This window comes from Bacteroides sp. AM16-24, assembly GCF_003471885.1.
Classification (GTDB): Bacteria; Bacteroidota; Bacteroidia; order Bacteroidales; family Bacteroidaceae; genus Bacteroides.
Window position 1 is genome coordinate 1528 of the sequence record NZ_QRKI01000029.1, and the last position, 18352, is coordinate 19879.

Annotated in this window: 22 protein-coding genes; 20 read left to right on the forward strand and 2 right to left on the reverse strand. The window is 32.5% G+C overall.

Annotation, left to right across the window (positions count from 1 at the left end; genetic code table 11):
• Nucleotides 1–365: 365 nt before the first annotated feature.
• Complete coding sequence (locus DW182_RS21040) at nucleotides 366–959, reverse strand: recombinase family protein (RefSeq protein ID WP_007559111.1); 594 nt, start codon at nucleotides 957–959, stop codon at nucleotides 366–368.
• 145 nt (nucleotides 960–1104) lie between these two features.
• On the opposite strand from DW182_RS21040, the gene DW182_RS21045 reads away from it, so the two are divergent.
• From DW182_RS21045 to DW182_RS21140, 18 genes are all read left to right on the forward strand, one after another.
• Nucleotides 1105–1446: a hypothetical protein gene (locus tag DW182_RS21045; RefSeq protein ID WP_007559113.1), complete on the forward strand. Its 342-nt coding sequence runs from the start codon at nucleotides 1105–1107 to the stop codon at nucleotides 1444–1446.
• 19 nt (nucleotides 1447–1465) lie between these two features.
• Nucleotides 1466–1780, forward strand: coding sequence for a DUF4134 domain-containing protein (locus DW182_RS21050; protein WP_004295370.1), 315 nt, complete (start codon nucleotides 1466–1468; stop codon nucleotides 1778–1780).
• A gap of 1 nt (nucleotide 1781) precedes the next feature.
• Nucleotides 1782–2081 (forward strand): hypothetical protein, encoded by a 300-nt coding sequence (locus tag DW182_RS21055; RefSeq protein ID WP_004295371.1) that lies wholly within the window; start codon nucleotides 1782–1784, stop codon nucleotides 2079–2081.
• 5 nt (nucleotides 2082–2086) lie between these two features.
• The gene (locus DW182_RS21060) at nucleotides 2087–4927 is read left to right on the forward strand and encodes a hypothetical protein (protein ID WP_007660146.1); all 2841 of its coding nucleotides are present in this window, start codon (nucleotides 2087–2089) and stop codon (nucleotides 4925–4927) included.
• Between the two features lie 10 nt (nucleotides 4928–4937).
• Nucleotides 4938–5612 (forward strand): hypothetical protein, encoded by a 675-nt coding sequence (locus DW182_RS21065; protein ID WP_004295374.1) that lies wholly within the window; start codon nucleotides 4938–4940, stop codon nucleotides 5610–5612.
• 1 nt (nucleotide 5613) lies between these two features.
• Nucleotides 5614–6270: a hypothetical protein gene (locus DW182_RS21070; protein ID WP_007559119.1), complete on the forward strand. Its 657-nt coding sequence runs from the start codon at nucleotides 5614–5616 to the stop codon at nucleotides 6268–6270.
• A complete protein-coding gene (locus DW182_RS21075; protein ID WP_007559121.1) occupies nucleotides 6263–7285 on the forward strand; it encodes a plasmid transfer protein in 1023 nt (340 codons plus the stop codon). Before DW182_RS21070 ends, DW182_RS21075 begins: the two co-directional genes overlap by 8 nt.
• 32 nt (nucleotides 7286–7317) lie before the next feature.
• Complete coding sequence (gene traK / locus DW182_RS21080) at nucleotides 7318–7932, forward strand: conjugative transposon protein TraK (protein ID WP_005647312.1); 615 nt, start codon at nucleotides 7318–7320, stop codon at nucleotides 7930–7932.
• Nucleotides 7932–8363 carry a hypothetical protein gene (locus tag DW182_RS21085; protein ID WP_007559125.1) on the forward strand — a complete coding sequence of 144 codons (432 nt, stop codon included), beginning with the start codon at nucleotides 7932–7934 and terminating at the stop codon, nucleotides 8361–8363. The genes traK and DW182_RS21085 overlap by 1 nt, the downstream gene beginning before the upstream one ends.
• 3 nt (nucleotides 8364–8366) lie before the next feature.
• Nucleotides 8367–9476: a conjugative transposon protein TraM gene (gene traM, locus DW182_RS21090; RefSeq protein ID WP_007559128.1), complete on the forward strand. Its 1110-nt coding sequence runs from the start codon at nucleotides 8367–8369 to the stop codon at nucleotides 9474–9476.
• Between the two features lies 1 nt (nucleotide 9477).
• Nucleotides 9478–10317, forward strand: a complete 840-nt coding sequence (gene traN, locus DW182_RS21095; RefSeq protein ID WP_004295380.1) for a conjugative transposon protein TraN — start codon at nucleotides 9478–9480, stop codon at nucleotides 10315–10317.
• 12 nt (nucleotides 10318–10329) lie between these two features.
• Nucleotides 10330–10833, forward strand: a complete 504-nt coding sequence (locus tag DW182_RS21100; RefSeq protein ID WP_007559132.1) for a hypothetical protein — start codon at nucleotides 10330–10332, stop codon at nucleotides 10831–10833.
• Nucleotides 10834–10835: 2 nt separating this feature from the next.
• Nucleotides 10836–11495: a hypothetical protein gene (locus DW182_RS21105; protein WP_007559134.1), complete on the forward strand. Its 660-nt coding sequence runs from the start codon at nucleotides 10836–10838 to the stop codon at nucleotides 11493–11495.
• Nucleotides 11496–11497: 2 nt separating this feature from the next.
• Nucleotides 11498–12139, forward strand: a complete 642-nt coding sequence (locus tag DW182_RS21110) for an OmpA family protein (protein ID WP_007559135.1) — start codon at nucleotides 11498–11500, stop codon at nucleotides 12137–12139.
• Between the two features lie 1118 nt (nucleotides 12140–13257).
• A complete protein-coding gene (locus tag DW182_RS21125; RefSeq protein WP_010539473.1) occupies nucleotides 13258–13707 on the forward strand; it encodes a DUF3791 domain-containing protein in 450 nt (149 codons plus the stop codon).
• On the forward strand, nucleotides 13704–14183 hold the full coding sequence (locus DW182_RS21130) for a DUF3990 domain-containing protein (protein ID WP_005647329.1): 480 nt from the start codon (nucleotides 13704–13706) through the stop codon (nucleotides 14181–14183). Before DW182_RS21125 ends, DW182_RS21130 begins: the two co-directional genes overlap by 4 nt.
• A 21-nt stretch (nucleotides 14184–14204) precedes the next feature.
• The gene (locus tag DW182_RS21135; RefSeq protein ID WP_005647331.1) at nucleotides 14205–14465 is read left to right on the forward strand and encodes a hypothetical protein; all 261 of its coding nucleotides are present in this window, start codon (nucleotides 14205–14207) and stop codon (nucleotides 14463–14465) included.
• Nucleotides 14452–15318, forward strand: coding sequence for a zeta toxin family protein (locus DW182_RS21140; protein WP_007559145.1), 867 nt, complete (start codon nucleotides 14452–14454; stop codon nucleotides 15316–15318). The genes DW182_RS21135 and DW182_RS21140 overlap by 14 nt, the downstream gene beginning before the upstream one ends.
• A gap of 46 nt (nucleotides 15319–15364) precedes the next feature.
• Here DW182_RS21140 and DW182_RS21145 read toward each other — a convergent pair whose 3' ends face one another.
• Entirely contained in the window at nucleotides 15365–16030 is a 666-nt protein-coding gene (locus DW182_RS21145) for a M23 family metallopeptidase (protein WP_007559149.1), read from the reverse strand.
• A 40-nt stretch (nucleotides 16031–16070) separates the two neighbouring features.
• On the opposite strand from DW182_RS21145, the gene DW182_RS21150 reads away from it, so the two are divergent.
• Nucleotides 16071–16790 carry a DUF4099 domain-containing protein gene (locus tag DW182_RS21150; protein ID WP_029425721.1) on the forward strand — a complete coding sequence of 240 codons (720 nt, stop codon included), beginning with the start codon at nucleotides 16071–16073 and terminating at the stop codon, nucleotides 16788–16790.
• A 1-nt stretch (nucleotide 16791) separates the two neighbouring features.
• A complete protein-coding gene (locus DW182_RS21155; RefSeq protein ID WP_007559152.1) occupies nucleotides 16792–18351 on the forward strand; it encodes a DUF3945 domain-containing protein in 1560 nt (519 codons plus the stop codon).
• Nucleotide 18352 lies beyond the last annotated feature (1 nt).

Sequence of the window (18352 nt, forward strand, 5' to 3'; positions counted from 1 at the left end):
CTTTATTTTCAATACTCAAAGATAGTAATTTTCTATAAATGTCGCAAATAATAAGACAATTATTTTTGTTAAAAATAGTTTATAATCGGCTGATTTTTAACGTATTATCTTTTCCCTAAAGTTTTATATATTTTGGGTGAGAGATAAGGTTTTATAAACGGAATATTCCCTTTAGGGAACATGAAGTCTATAAAACCGAATATCCAATGCCTTGCTTTTGTAGGTGCTTCATAGAAGCGGTGAAAAAAGCAAAGCATTGGATATACCTTAGAAGGGTGGGTGGGAAAATGCGTTAGGGATTGCAGCGGAAAGCCCACAGCGTAGCGAGGACTTGCAGCGAAAAGCCCGACCTGAAAGGTAACGCCCTATTTATTTCTTCTATTCATCAATCTTACTTTTTCATAACGTAAATACCTATACAAAGTAGCCTTACTTCCAATGTGTAAAATTCTACATATTTCATCTATAGAATAATCCCGATTTTCATATAAACGCTTTGCTGCTATAGCTTTTCTCTTTGCATCTTCCGATAACCCTATAGGTCGTCCCGTAAGTTTCCCTCGTTCTTTTGCAGCTTGTAATCCAGCCCTAGTTCGTTCTACTATTATTTCACGTTCATATTCAGCCAATGAAGCAAAAATTCCAAATTGACATCTTCCTAAAGCACTATTAGTATCAATACCATCAACTATGCTTTTGAATGCAATTTTTCTTTTCTGCAAACAATCAACTATATAAACTAAATCTTTCAAAGAACGTCCTAATCTATCTAGCTTCCAGATAACAAAAGTATCACCTTCTCGCAAATATGCAAGGGCTTTATCTAATTCGGGTCTATCCTTTACTCCTGATACTTTTTCCTCAAATATAAGTTTGCATCCGGCTTCTTTTAAAGCATCTAGCTGCAAATCTAAATTCTGTTCCCTCGTTGAAACACGAGCGTAGCCTATTATCTCCATTTTATTTAAATCCAAGTTTCATAAATTCAACTATTCGCGAAACTATTTTAAACTAGGGCTTTCCCCCCTGTTATTACCTCTAGTACTATTATAAATCAAAAGTACAGAAAAAGGGTCGATTAATGAAACTTTTAAATTTAAGAATATGAGTTATTCACAATTTATCATGGCTGTATTTGCCATTTATGTAGTTTACTACGCTGCAAACATCCTGTATGATGCTTTCCTAAAGCAAAGCAAAACCAATACAGGTGAAGAAGAAGAAATTATTTCAATAGGAGAGGAAGAAGAAATACCTCACAAAGTTGTAGATGAAGATTTTGAAACAGGCTCATACGAAAAAGAAGATGAAAAAAAAGAATCTGAACAGAATTATGTATCTGTAAATGAATCTATTGAAATGGAAGTTGAAACACAAGGTATTCCAATGGAACAACTTCTTGCTAAAGGGAAAAGCATGTTTTCACACGTAAATTTTAACAAATAAACAACTAATTTTTATTCAAATGAAAAAGTTTTTTTCAAAAATTGCTCAAAGAGCATTCGCTTTAGCCATTAGCATAATGGTAGTAACTAACACTTTTGCACAAGGTGCTGCGGGAATTGATGCAGCTAGTTCTGAACTTGCAACCTACATGGACCCCCTAGGAAACATGATGATGATACTAGGAGGTCTAGTAGGATTAGTTGGAGCAGTGCGAGTTTATTTAAAATGGAACTCTGGTGACCAAGATGTACAAAAGGCTGTTATGGGCTGGATGGGGTCATGTATCTTTCTGGTTGTATCAGGTGTTGTCGTAAAAGCATTCTTCGGAATCTAATATGTCGAAAGAGTATCCAAGTTACAATGTATATAAGGGGCTACAAAAGCCCCTTATTTTCAAAGGATTTAAAGGCAAGTTCATATATATCGGTGGAGCTTGTATTATTAGTGCTTTACTTTTATGTGCTATTGTTTCTACTCTGGCTTCTTTTATGTGGGGAGGTATAACTCTTGTAATAGTTATGTTTGGAGGGTTAGGAATAACATCGCAATTACAAAGAAAAGGGCTTCACAGGAAAGATAAACGAAAAGGCATATATATAGTATCACGCACTTTTATAAGAGATAGAAAAAAATAAAGCTTATGAAAAAGAAAAGTGAATTTGAAGCTCCTTATATTGGTATTGAAACAATAGACAATACTCCTATATTCTATAACCGAAGGGGCGACTATTCTGTTATCATTAAATGTGAAAATCCTATAATACAGTATTCAGCAGATATGGATGCTTACTATGATTTTCACCACTTATTTACTAATATCCTCAAAGTATTAGGAACTGGATATACAATACAAAAACAGGATATTCTATGTAAAAAATCATTTTTACCACCCCAGAATAGGAAGAACGACTATTTATCAAATCGTTATTTTGAACATTTTAAAGGACGAATATATACTGATATTTCTACTTATCTTGTTATTACAGGAGAAGTAGAAAGGTCTAAATTCTTTTCTTTTGACCCTCGAAGGTTTGATACTTTTATTAGAAACATCACAAAAGTATTAGGACTATTCGCTAACAGAGGAATAAGAGCTAAACTATTAAATGAAAATGAAATAGAAATATATATAAAAAGATTTCTATCTATCAATTTCAATCAGCAAACAGTAAGCCTAAAAAATATCAAAGCAAGAGAAGAAAATCTTATAATTGGAGAAAAAAACGTACAGTGCATTTCTCTTGTAGATATTGACGAAGTTAATTTTCCTTCTGTTATAAAACCATATAAAGAGGTCAATATTGGGCTAAGGTTTCCTGTTGACTTACTCTCTTTTTTGCATGATACACCAGGTATAGACACAATTATCTATAATCAAGTAATAAATATTCCAGACCAACGAAACGAAGCAAACAAATTAGAAGGCAAAAAGAAAAAACATAAAGGAATGCCTGACCCTGCAAATGATTTATGTGTAGAAGACATAGAACGAGTGCAGTCGGATATTGCCAGAGAAGGGCAAATGCTTGTATATGCACATTATAATATAATTCTTGCTGGTCTTGATGATATTAGTAAGGCTATCAACTATGTTGAAACATCTCTTTTTGATTGTGGCATTATTATTAATAAACAATGCTTCAACCAATTAGAATTATTCGAATGTGCACTGCCAGGAAACGCAATCAACCTAAACAGTTATGACAAATTTCTAACAACTTCCGATGCTGCAATTTGTCTTTTGTTCAAGGAAAAATTACAAGTAACAGAAAACAGCCCTTTTCTTACTTATTTTACAGACAGACAAGGATTGCCTGTTGGAATAGATATGTCCGGGAAAGAAGGTGAGAAAAAATATACAAATAACTCCAACTTCTTTGTTTTAGGTCCAAGTGGTTCTGGTAAGTCTTTCTATGTCAACTCCAAAGTAAGACAATGGGTTTTAGATAACACTGATATTGTATTGGTAGATACAGGGCATAGTTATTCAGGAATGTGCGAATACTATCATGGCAAATACATTACTTATTCTGAAAGCAAGCCTATATCTATGAATCCTTTCCGAATTACTGAAGAAGAGTATAATGTAGAAAAGAAAAACTTTCTTAAATCATTAATTTTCCTGATATGGAAAGGTGCAAATGGTGAGGTCAAAAAGCAAGAAGAAGAAATTATGGATATTACCATAGAAAAATACTATTCTTTCTACTTTCATCCCTTTAATGGTTATTCAGATGCGGAAAAAGAAGCCATACGTGAAAATTTACTACTCGAATTTCAAGTCAATGAAGAAGAATTTGAAAACGAAAGGGAAAAAGAAGAACGCAAGATACTTTCCGAAAAAATAGAGAAATTACAGCAACTAGTAGAAAAAGGAGAAGGCGGAGAAAAAACCAACGCAGAAAAAGCGATACAAAACATTCTCATCGAAAAAGGCTTTACACGCCAAGAGCTTGATAATCCTGAAACTAGATTACTTTCTATAATAGAAAGACGAATCCAGAAGAAGGAAGATATATTGAAAGAAATAAAAGTTGAAAGCTTATCTTTTAACTCTTTCTACGAATTTTCCCTACGCATTATACCTATCATTTGCAAAGAGAACAAAATTGATTTTGATATTACTAACTATAAGTTTCTATTAAAAAAATTCTATAAAGGAGGACAGTTAGAAAAAACTCTTAATGAGGATTTTGACACTTCCCTTTTTGAAGAACCCTTTATAGTTTTTGAAATTGATGCAATTAAAGATGACCCTGAATTATTTCCAATAGTAACCTTAATTATTATGGACGTTTTTATTCAAAAAATGAGATTAAAAAAGAACAGAAAGGCATTAATAATTGAAGAAGCATGGAAAGCCATAGCTAGCCCTATGATGGCTGGCTATATACTCTATTTGTATAAAACAGTTCGTAAATTTTGGGGTATGGCAATGGTTGTTACTCAAGAACTGGAGGACATAATTAGTAATCCTGTAGTCAAAAACTCTATAATCAGCAACTCCGATATTATATGCCTATTAGACCAAAGTAAATTTATAGACAAATATCAAGAAATAGCAAATCTTTTATCCCTAACGGAAGTAAATCAAAAGCAAATATTTACCATAAATCAACTTCCCAATAAAGAAAACCGTAATCGGTTTAATGAAGTATTTATAAAAAGAGGAAATTATGGAAATGTATTTGGAGTAGAGGTTTCTCTACACGAATATTTCACATTTACTACAGAACGAATTGAAAAAGATGCTGTTGGATATTATCATATCATTTATGGTAGTTTCCAAACAGGATTGGATAATTTTATAATAGACCTAAAATCTTCCAAATTAAAAAATATGGATTGGGTTTTACAAGTCAATAAGGTACTAGGGTATCACTCCGATGATGGAAGCCTAAAAGATATACTTAACATCATAGGGGAACAACCATTATATAAGTATATCCTAGATAAATACAAATGGATTACAAACCGTTAAAGATAATATCATGAAGAAAATCCTATTTATTTTAGTGGTAGCATCTACTTTAACCCAAGTTGCATATTCGCAAAAGGCAGTCTTGGATATAACCTGTATGGAAACACTTATAGCTAATCATAAGGTGCAACATACTTCTTTCTCTAAAGTGAAAGAGAATGAAGCTCAAATAAGCCTTATACAAAAACAAATCAGTGAAAAAATGGTTCAGATTGAATTTTTCCAAAGCAAATTTTATAATAGCCTAAAATCTGTAGAAGCCATCATAAAAACAGGAAAAGATATTATCTACTGCACTGATATTGCAGCAGATATTGGTAAATATCAAAAACAAATGGTTGAACTTGCTGTAGGTGACCCGGCTTTATTATTGGTGTCAGCAAAAACAGAGCTAGAATTAGTAAATCGCACTGCGGATTTGACACAATACATTTATCAGGTCGCTATTGTCGGGACAGATGTAAACCTTATGGATAATAAGCAAAGAATAGACTTGCTTAAGTATGTTATTAATGAACTAAGAAACATGAGAGGTATAGCATACGCTGTATGCCGACAGATGAAAACAGCAAAAAGAAATGGAGTATTACAAACATTAGCTCCGGGGGTATTTAAATACAAAGATAATCGTTCAAAATTAGTTGATGATTTATTACAGAATTATAAAGTAAAACCTAAAAGATAATATGAAAAGAGTGCTTTTATTTTTTTCCCTAATGTTGATTATTGGTACTTCTAATACCTATTCCCAAATGCCTGTAAAGGATAAAGGGAAATGGAGCGTGCTTAATAATATGGAATTTATGGATAGAGTACGACTACAACCAGAATGGTATCATTACTGGATATGGTATAAAAAGGTTTTGGGTATTAAAATTCCTTTGCCGGGCTTAGGGTTACACGACAAATACGGGAAGGAAGATAGACGTAATTTCCAGTTACAAGAAATTCCCATGATGGCAGCCGTAGAGTACAATAAATCAGAAACAGAAAAAGAAGGGTATAATGTTGATACCATATATAGACAGGAACTCTTCAAATTTGGAGATAAAGAAATTGATTATCAATATACTTTAACTAAAAATCGTAGAAATGATATTCTTAATGATATAAATAAAAAACTTGTCGAATATTCTTCTAATGGCGGTAATAAAGAACATGTTGAAGTTATAACTGATGAAGTTACTAGAATAAAAAAGAACATAGATATAATCCATGATTCACATATGAGTAACTCTAAAAAAAGGGAAGCCTATTTAGATTTTGATAAAGAACTAATAGAGGTTCTTTCATTAATAACAAGATTGAATAATATAAATAAAACAATAATGAGCCATGAATGAGTTAATAGATAAATTCTTATTTGAATTATTTGATGGACTAAGAGATAAAACAACTGTTCTATTCGGAGAATTTATTGCGGATGCACAAGCATTGGCAGCAATCTTTATGTTGTTATATTTTGGAGTAGAAAGCTTCAAAATGATGAGTGGAGATAAAAAATTAGAGATTATCCCGTTATTGCGTCCATTCGCACTGGGATTGGTTCTTATGTTCTGGATTCCCTTTATTAATCTAATCAGTTATCCCGGAGAGTTATTAACAGCACGAAGCAAGGCTATGTTTACGAATCAGATAGAAGAAGTAGAATTACTTTCTCGTAATAGATATGCACTCATTGATAGCGTAGCAGTAGAGTTATTACATACTTCATTAGAAGTTGAAAGAGCCGAAAATGAAGTTAAGGATAAGAAATGGTATGATTTTAGTATAGACTTCTCAGCTATTGGAGACAAGATAGCTGGATTATATGTATATGTAGTCGCTAAGGTTAAAATGATAATGTTTAATATCATTGAATTTATTGTCGTTACTTTTTGGCAAGTATGTACCTATTTTGTCTTTTTCCTACAAATCATATTCACAGGAATATTAGTTATTCTTGGTCCACTAGCTTTTGCATTCTCTGTTTTACCTGCATTTCGGGATGCTTATATACAATGGATAGCTCGTTTTGTCAGTGTTAGTTTATATTCATGTATTGCATATATAGTATTATCAATTTCTTTAGTAGTAATGCAATATGGGATAGAAAGAGAAATTGAAATTTTAGAATATGCGCTTAGAAATGAAGCTGCATTTGTCATGTATGTCGGAATGACCTCTGGAGGTGTCAATAGCTTCCTTCTTACAGCATTACTTGGAGCATTTGCCATGCTTACAATACCTTTTGTTTCTACATGGATTGTAAGTACAACTGGAGTAGGGCAAGCAGTAGGAGGCATGGTTGGAGGAGCAGCCATCGCAACCAAAGCTGTAGCAGCTCCGGCTACAGGTGGAGCCAGTGCAGCTATGTAAAAAGATTCATTAAATTTTAAATTCACATAATCATGATTATTAAAAACTTAGAAAATAAAATCAAATTAGCCGGAATTTTATCCATTGGCTGTTTTGCAACTAGTATAGTTATTTCAGGTATGGTACTAGCCTTTTGTTTCTCTTTAGTAAAAGCTGAAAGAAAAAAAATATATGTTTTGGATAATGATGTCCCTGTACTAGTAAAACAAACTGGTACAGAAGTCAACTTGGAAGTCGAATGTAAGAGCCACATAAATCTATTCCACACTTTATTTTTCACATTACCACCAGACGATGAATTTATAAAATACAACATGGAAAAAGCCATGTATCTAATTGATGATAGCGGATTAAAACAATATAATAATTTAAAAGAAAAAGGATATTTCAACACCATATTAGCGAGTTCTGCAACAGTAACAATTATGACAGATAGTATCAAGGTGGACATGAACAACCTATCTTTTGAGTACTATGGCATCCAACGTATAGAGCGAGAAACCTCTATTCTAAAAAGGCAACTTGTAACTACAGGGAAATTAAGACAAATTCCACGTACTGAAAATAATCCTCATGGACTTATTATCACAGATTGGAAAACGATACTAAACAAAGACCTAGATTATAAAGTAAAAAAGAATTTCTAATGAAACTGTTTAAACATAAAAAGAATGATAGAAAAGAAAGTATCAAGACTAAAGCCGAGCAAGCTACAGTTGTTCTTCTTACTAAAATATTTCAAAAGTTCGGAGTTAATAACGCTTGTGAACGCTTATTGGCGTGGGCTGATATACACCGTAAAGCTATGTTTGGAATTACGATTTCATTCCTTTCTTTCGTCACAATTCTATCATTAGTAATGCGTCCAGAAAGAAAGCCAATGCAAGTTTTCAACGAAGAAAAAAGCAAAGTACAAATTAACATTGATAGTACCCTACAAAAAAAACAAGTAGGAGTTCACGACTTGTTAGAAGTGATTAAAATGCAAAATGAAATTAATGAGCTAAGAAAAAATGGGAAATTAACTCCAGAAGACACTATACGAATAAAAAATTTATACAATAAATTAAATAAATAGCGTATGAAACAGATTGATATTAAAAAGCCTAAGTACATCATTCCGATACTCATCCTACCTTTTATTCTAGGGATAGGATGGCTAGTTAAGGATATGATAAACTCTGCCCCAGCAGAAGAAACTACATTAGTAGAAACGGAAGAATTAAATCTTGATATTCCTGATGCTAATTTAGAAAAAAGAGAGATAAAAAGTAAATTTGAATCACTCAAAGGAGCTTTCAATAAATCTTCTGATTATTCATCAATACAAACCATAGATAAAGAAGAAGAAGTTAGCGAAATTGAAAGTTCTGGTTCTCTTTACTCCAATGATGAAATAAGGCAAATTGACAGTTTAAATCAAGCTTCTAGAATCCGAGAAAAGGAATTGGAACAACAAATAAAAGGATTTCCTACTATAGATGAATCAAGTCAAACAGAAACTAGGAAAGCTCCTGAAAAATCCAAGATGCAAGAAGAAATGGAGCTTTTTAAAATGCAAATGGCTTATATAGATTCATTACAAAATCCACGTCCTAGAACACCTCAAAAAAAACAAGATGAAAAGCCAAAAGAAAAGGCTATAGAAGTTGTAAAAGCGAAAAATCCCGCAGAAGTATATTTTAATACTGTAGGGAAAGAACAAAAAACTTCACTAATCACAGCTATATTAGATGAAACTTTAAAAGTAACAGATGGTAGCCGAGTACGCATACGGCTTCTAGATGATATAATGATTAATGACGCTCTTTTAACTAAAGGCACTTACCTATATGGGAATGTATCTGGCTTTAAAGCTCAAAGAGTACACATTAATATTTCCTCTATAATGGTTGATGGCAGACAAATGAAAGTAGATTTATCTGTATATGATAATGACGGACAAGAAGGTTTCTTTGTTCCTTCATCAGCTTTTAGAGATTTGAGTAAAGATGTTGGAGCGCAAATAGGAAGCCAAACTATACAAATGAACAGCCAATCAGAAGGAGTAGAACAATTCGCTTTAGGTGCTTTACAAGATGCTTACCGTAGTACAACCCAAGCTCTTTCCAAAAACATCAAAAAAAACAAAGCCAAATTAAAATATAACACACAAGTTTTTTTAGTAAACAACAAAGATAAAGAACAATAATATGAGAAAGATTTTTATTGCATTATGCACAATGGTTTCTGTTATTACAGGAAATGCACAGAACACCCCTATTGGAGAAAACATCGAGCTTGCAGGTGAAAACCCAGAAGAACTAAAGGTTATATACGTCAACAAAGATGTTTCAACGCATTTTATAGCTATGGAAGATATAAAATATGTTGATATATCAGTCAATGATATTGTTGGCGATATTCCTACTGGTAACTCTCTTAGAATAAAGCCCACAAAAGAAGGAGCTAGTGGAGTTATCACCATTGTTACAGAAAGATTTTTCGTACAATATATGCTAGTATATAGTAGCGATTTAGCAAAAGCATACACTCGCTTTAATATCCCTTATGCTGATTTACGTAGCTATATGAATCCAGAAGTGAACTTAACCAAAGCACAAATGTATGATTACGCACATAGAATGTTTATTTCAAAAAATAAATTCTATGATGTTTCCAGTAAAAGTAACCTAATGAAAATTGTACTAAACAATATCTACACATTAGATAAGTATTTCTTTATTGATATTTCTATGATTAATAAAACAAAAATACGATATGATATAGACCAAATACGCTTCAAAATAGAAGATAAAAAACAAACAAAGGCTACTAATTTTCAATCTATAGAAATACTTCCATTGATGCAAGTTAATAAGAATCTTGTTTTCAAGAAGAACTATCGAAATATTTTTGTCTTTGAAAAATTTACTTTCCCAGACGAAAAAGTTCTTACCATAGAAATATCTGAAAAACAGATTTCAGGACGTACTATAACATTAAGAATTGATTATGCAGACATTCTTCATGCAGATGCTTTTACTGAATAAAATTTTACGATTATGAAAAGAATAGCATTTCTTGTTATCACCTTATTTTTTTCCCTAAAGTCAATGGCTGGTGATGGTGATAAGTTTTTTAATATTTCAGGAGGTTGGCAATGGAAAAATACCGTCAATGCAGTTGTAGGGCTGGAGTTTGAAGGTAAATATCACAATGCTTATGAACTATATATTGATTTAGCTACAGCATATGATAAATGCCCGGTATGTAATAAGGTATGCTCTGATAGTTTCTGGAGCTATAAAACATTCGGCATAGGTGCAGCATATAAACCTACAATCTCACGAGGCAAAAACAGTAATTTAAGATGGCGGTTTGGAGCAGATTTAGGAGCTAACAGAAAAGGGTTTCAGGCTTCCATTGATATAGGTTTAGAATATAGCTATTCATTTAGAAATGGAATGCAAGTCTTTGTAATGCAAAAAAATGATTTTGTCTTTTGGACACGTGACCATTTCCGAAATGGATTATTAGTAGGTGTCAAATTTCCAATAAATAATTAAGTATGAAAAAAATATATATAATTCTATTATCCATTATAGGGGTAATATCATCATGTACAAAACACGAAGATATTATAGACACATCATTACAGCCGGGTAGTATCTTATGTAGTGATGGAAGTATAGTGCATCCCTCACTTTTTTCACCCAATGAAAAAGAAGCCATTGGAGTTGTATTTTGGTGTAATGATGGGAATAATCCTGATATAAAAGAAACCGCTTATGCCGTTTCATTAGAAGATTTAGAAGAAAATCCTTTAATAGATACAGACGAGGATATAGCTAATGTTTCGGAAGATGAAAACAGCTTTGATGGAGCAGCTAATACTGCCGCAATAATGAACTTTGCTATAAAAGATAGTTTAGCTTATCCAGCAGCTCAAAAAGCTATAGAATACGCACCAAAAGGTGTTACAGGTTGGTTTATTGGCTCTATCGCACAAAACAAAGCAATCTCTAATAATCTTGAAAAGGTATATTCTTCTTTCTCAATCATTGGAGGAACGCACTTTGATGGTTGGTACTGGAGTTCTACAGAAGATGGAGCAGGAAAAGATACTCCTAAAGTGTTTGCACTAATTTCTTCATTAACAAAAGGAAGAGCAACCAGTACAAGCAAAAGAAATTCATTTAAAATCAGACCTATTATAGCAATAAGATAATCATGAAAAAGAAAATAATTATACTAGCAGCCTTCGTTGTTACATTTTTTACCGCATGTACTTCAACGCATATGATAACTTTCAGTAACGCTGAACTAAGCGACAAAGAAAAAGACATGATAGAAAATAATAGTAACTATTCAACCGCTTCAATAGTTGGTGGAAGTGCAAAATTAGTTAAAGAGGAAAGAGATAAAGCTATCCAAGAAAAGATAGAAGCTAGAAGAAATAAACTAAAAGCTATTGATGGCTTATCAATCTCCAGCTATAAAGATAAAAATGGAAAAGAACAGTTTAAAGCAACAGCTCAAAGTGAAATCCTATTCAAATTTGATTCATATGAATTAAATGAAGAAGCTCAAAAAATGCTTTCTGACTTATGTAATATCATTAGTGAAATACCCAATACTAAGATTAAAATAATTGGGCATACTGACAATATAGGAGAAAAACAATACAATATCATACTTTCTAAAAATAGAGCAGCAGCAGTAGGAAATTACCTTAGAACCGCTGGTATAGAAACAAACAACATAACAGAAGATGGAAAAGGATATAGCGAACCCATTGCAGACAATACAAGTGAAGCTGGACGTGCTAAAAATAGGAGAGTAGAAATATTTATCACAAATGATGAATATTAAAAAGAGAGATTTCTATTAACAAAGACCGGGAGGTAAAACTCTCGGTCTTTGTTTTATAGTCTGGAAAGAAATTGATACCGTACTTTTCGGAGTTCCGGCACTGATGGGCAAACATGGCATGATGAAATGATACCGAATTATCATTCCTGGCACACCCTGCAGAACGACCTTTTGATACCAAATACAAAAAGCTGCCGGAAGCCGGACACAAAAAATTGATACCATAAAACATTAGGGAAAAAGAACAAAGAGAAAACACTATATATAAATAATATATGAATATATAATATATGAACCTATAAACATATAATATATGATTAATATACTCCACTTCCAGAAAGAGCAACACGAAGAATCTTCTTTTCCCTAAAGTTCTTTGTGTCGTTTCTCTCTATATCTGAATACAGAAAAACGGCTGCATCATAAAAGAAACGATACCGACACCATTCAGGAACTATCGCCCATCAGCAAAAGGATTGCATCTAATTGATACCTTTTCTGCCTGCACTGGAGAGAAACCGGGAAGGTATTTGATACCGTACTTTCCCGGGTTCTGCCCGGCATGGACGATAAGAGAACATTATTATGATACCAAAAACTTTAGGGAAAAATAAAACTTCGGCAGTCTATAAACCTAAAACCATTTTTAACAAAAATAATTGTCCTATTATTTGCGACATTTATAGAAAATTACTATCTTTGAGTATTGAAAATAAAGAGATAAATAAACTTTTAAAGCTGGTTTGGCTGCCAGTATAAAGAACAGCAAACAAAATCATGAATATCTTAAGATTTCTTTTAAGTAGCTTTTTATGGGCTATGGGTGGAATTTTTGTATTAGCAATCTATGCGTATAGTGAACTAGTCTATTTGATTTTTATTTGCATTGCAATAGTAGGATTAACCATCTACTACAGAAAATCCATAATAAAAATGTACGCAGAAATCTTTAATGAGTTAGGAATCAATAAGTATGTTATACAAATTAAAAATCTAAAGAAATACAAAGAACCTATTTACAAACTAATCAATACAATAGGTCTATGATGATTGTTTTTTCTCTATCTTTGCTAAAGACATCAGCAAGATAGCTATATAAAATTAGAAAATAAATAGTTATGGAAACTAATCAAACATATCAAAATGAACTTGGTTCGGCTATGCTCCCATTTGTTATGAGAGAATTGGTTGATACAGTCATGAAAAGAAAAACGCTACCTTTAGAAGATGCGTTATACTATATATATTCTTCCAATTTGTACAAGGCATTATTGGACGAGAACACAAAACTATGGTATTCAAGTACATTATCACTTTATGAAGCATTAGAAAAAGAGAAAACAGAACAGAAGAAAGTACAAAAGGACAATCCAAAGATATTGCTTTTTCAAATGTTTTGTGCTGAAAATTACAGGGAAACTAAAAATATAAGTGCTAAAGAAACTCTTTTGCTGTTTTCCAATCATGGCATTTTTGAATTTCTATATGAAAATTTTGAAATGCTGCACACACAAGATACAGAGTATATATTAGATACTATAATAACTTATATCAATAAAAAGGCATGAAACTATATCACGGCTCAACAGTTACCGTCAAATCCCCTAATATACAGAAAGGGCGTAAAGCTACTGACTTTGGAAAAGGATTCTATACGACAACTAATTTTGAACAGGCTAAGAAGTGGGCAATACTCAAAAGAAATCGGGAACATGGTAAAAAAGCGGTCGTTTCAGTTTATGAAGTCCCCGATAATATTCTTGATAGAGAGTTTTCAGTCCTTCGATTTGATGGGGCTACAAAAGAGTGGCTGGAGTTTGTAGTTAATAACCGCAGAGGAAAAGGAAAAAACAGCTATGATTTAATAATGGGACCCGTTGCCAATGACCAGTTATATGCAACAATCCGGCTTTATGAACAAGGTGTTGTTACGGCTGATGCAGCGATTGAAATGCTAAAGACCCATAAGCTTTTTAACCAACTTTCATTTCATACAGTGAAAGTTATTCCATTATTAAAATTCACAGAATCTATTGAAGTATAAATCATAAAACTATAATGAACCATGAATAAAGAAATGAGCTTGGATGTTGCGCTCGACATTATCGGGACACTCCGCATGATGAAGATAGATGAAATATCAGAAGAGAAGGATGAAAACAGAAAAAAAATACTGCAAAAAGAACTTTCTGTTCTCAACACAGAAGAAAAAATAGCAAATGGATTGTTGCAGTTTGAAGTTTCTGAAAATGTGCGCTTATCAGTCATGGATAAGATACAAAACTATTACGCACCTAAATTGAAAGCATATTATGCAACGCTATGAAGTAGAAGCCATCTTTGAACAAAAAAAAGATGGCTTATTTGAGGACATCAATATATCATCACAAAAGCCTATTGCTATAATCTTAGGTGGACAACCAGCTTGCGGAAAAAGCACTCTTATAAATGTTGCAAAGAAAGACCATCCTAACTTAGATTTTCTCACTGTTAATGGTGACCTTTACAGACAGTTTCACCCCAATAAGGAACTAATAAAAGACCCTATTAAATACCCCATTGAAACCCAGATTTTTTCTAGCGTTTTTACAGAAAGACTAATAGAAGAAGCCATTAAACGGAAATGCAATATTATTATAGAAGGAACTATGAGAAATCCAGATGTACCTTTAAAGACAGCACAAAAATTTAAAGATGCAGGATTTAGAGTTGAAGCATATATTATTGCAGCCCCCAAGGAGTTTACCCAACTAGGACTTTACAACAGGTATCAAGAAGAAGTACTAAGTAAAGGACAAGGACGATTAGCCGATATTGATTCACATAACAAAGCCGTAAATGGACTAATGAAATCTGCAAATCAATTATACAGTGATAAGGCTGTAGATAAGATTTCTATCCACACCTACTTAGCGAAAGAAAGAATTAAAGATTTCAATCTAGTAAATGGTGAATGGAGTTGCAAAAGTATGCCATCTATTTTTATAGATGAAAGTCGTTCAAAACAGATGAAGAATAAAGAAATACTTAACACTAACATTCAAAGAGGAAAAGAGCTTATTGAATCCGTAACGAATCCTGAAGTAAAAAAAGGAATGAAAGAAGCTCTGTCACAACTTCAATCTTCACTAGAAAAAGTTCAAAGACAAGAAAAAGGATTAAAAAAAGGTTTCTTCTGATTCTTCCAAAAAGAGAGGACTGGCTTTTCCAATCCTCTTTTTCTATTTATTTGCGTCTTAACTCATTATCTATTTGCTGTGAAATTTGTCCTTTAACGGTTCTGATTACCTCATTAATATAATCAAGAATTGGCTTAGGGTCTATAGTTTTATCTTTGTATTCCATTTGAAAATGTAAGTGTTCTCCTGTGCTGCGCCCGGTACTTCCACTAATGCCTATTGGTTGCCCAGCTTCAACAGCTTGTTTCGCATTTACAAGCACACTGTATAAATGCCCATAGATAGAAGTAAAATCACCATGACGCACTTCTACATAATTGCCCAACCCTTTATTTTTTCCTGTTTTTACAACCATTCCCGGCATTATCGAATAAACATAGTCGTTGTTGCCTTTAAGGTCTATCCCTCTATGATTTGCTATTTTTCCAGTAAATGGGTCTTTTCTTTTACCATAATGGGAAGTTATCACCATTGAATCAATGGGCAAAGATAAATACCTTCTTTGCTTCCAGTATGCAAGTCGTTCTGTAGTCAAAGCATCATTGACGACAACAGCCTTTTCTTTTTCTTCTATCAATTTATTTTCTGTCGTTGCTAATACAGGTTCCGCTTTAGGAATATCCTTTTTCTGTAATACCGTATTAAACTGACAGTAGCCATTCACTGAAAAAAACAATGAATAAGTAAAAAACATGATAAATTTATTCTTCATATTGATATTTTTATTACTTTTGAGCAAAAATATACATTACATGGATAAAAAGCAAGCTATTTTTAATGAAAATGATATTCCATATAAAGAATTAGAACTAATAGGAATATCAAAAAAACAGATATGGTCTTTGGATAAGGCAAATATCACAGCTCTATTATCTGGAAAGAGAACCAGTTTACTAGACCTTTCTTTTCACGATAATAATGGAGAAGAAATAAGTATGAAAGGAAAAATAAGTTTGTACTGGAAAGATAGCAACAATGCTGGCGTTAAAGTTCATCCAGTCAGACCAGAAATAATGAATGATATAAACCTTAAACCAAAGGAGTTAGAACGACTTCAAGATAACGAGATAATAACAAAAACTATTAACAATGAAAAATATCTCGTACAATTAGACCCTGAAACAAACGAATTGCTTAAAACAAAAATCAAAAGTATTTCAATACCTTCAAACATAAAAGGTGTTGAGCTGGATAAGCAACAAAAGGAAACTCTAAAATCAGGTAAGGAATTAATTTTGAATGTTGACAAAGAAAAAATTGCCATAAGATTAGATTTAAATAATCCAAGAGGAATAAAATTCCTAGACTTCGAGCAGAAACAGAAAATAGCTTATGACCGGCATAACCCACAAATTATAGGAACTATTCATACTGATAAAAACAGAAATGAATATATAGAATACATGAAAGGACAAAAAACAACACTTGGAAATGAATCGCAATCTAAAGTAGAACATAAATTCAAATTATAAAATGGAAGAAAAGAAAAAATTTGAAGCTTTGCAATATAGTTATGAAAATGCCGGACAATTCCGAGCAATAGCAGCAATTCTTGGATATTCAGAAGAATATCGGAATGGTGATATTACCTTTTCCAAAGGTAATGAAACATATACTTATCCACTGAATACACTTAAACTTGGCAATTTAGGAGATAATAGAGAATCTTTATTAGAGCAATCTAAAGAAAGAATAATCAGTTTCTTTGATAAAGAACAAGCTAGCAATAATTTCCAAGAATATAGCCAATATTTACGAGAAAACCACAATGTTGCAATTATAAAATGGGATGATATAAAACAAGGTACTAACAAGAATGAAGGATATAAAGACGGATTTACAGTCATTGACCTTGAAAATAAAATTGCATATAAAGGAGAAGACCTTTATCGATATGCTTATGAACAAAACCAAACCCTAGATGGTAAAGGTTCATATGTTGATATAGACTGGAACAAGTTTAATGAAGTAGGAGTTAAACCGGAAAATTTAAGCCCCGAAGATATTGCAAACATCAAAAATGGGAAAAAAACAGGTATGCTAAATTTTTCCATTGAAGATACTCCCGGTAATAGAACACTTCTAGACAATGAAAAAGTGTCTTATAAAACAGAAAATGGAAAACTCCATTTTGAGGGGAAAGCAACAACTCTTAAATATATAACAGCCGAGAATACACCTGAAAATAAATCTAAATTAAAAACCAACGAAATTGATTTCAAAGAAGAAGGTAAACGCATCAAAATTGATGGTATCAATGCTAGAAAACTAGCAATCGCAGCTATTACAGTAGTTTACCCAATCGCTGGGATTGCTATCTTGCTCATTCCTAAACGACAAGAAATAAAAAATGATTTATCCTTTACTAAGGATGAAATAAAAGCCCTAAAAGCTGATAATGTCGTAGTAAAGACTAATTCAAAAGGAGAAAGAACATTGCACCAACGTGACAAAGATACTAATGAGATAGTATCAATAAAAGCAAAAGACATTCATATTCCCCAAAAACTTGGAGGAATAGAGCTTACTCCTATGCAGCAAGAAAATCTCAAAAATGGAAAAGAAATTACCATTGTAAACGAGGAACTAAACAAAGCTGCAAAAGTAAAACTAGATTTGAATGCCAGAAATGGATTATCAATCAAAGATGCAAATACTATAGAAATTAAAGCGACTGAAAAGAAAGAACAAACAATAGGGAAAGAAAGATATATATCTGATAAAGAAAGATTAGAGTTTGTAGCCCAAAAAGGAGCTAAAGGGATTGATGAAATTTTTAAAGATAAACCCACCGAAATGGCTGCCTTTTTAGAGAAACATAAACTTTCTAAAGATTATGCTTCTTACAAGGAAGTAGAAAAAACATATTCCAGCTCTAGGGAAGCTACTAAACAAACTGTCGGAGAACAAATATCTACCCAAATGGATAAAATAGATAGTTCTATTAAAGCAACAGCGAAGCAAGAAGCATCTATTCTCGGATATGGTAGAACCTACGGAAAAAATAATGATACTCCAACAATGAAACTATAAT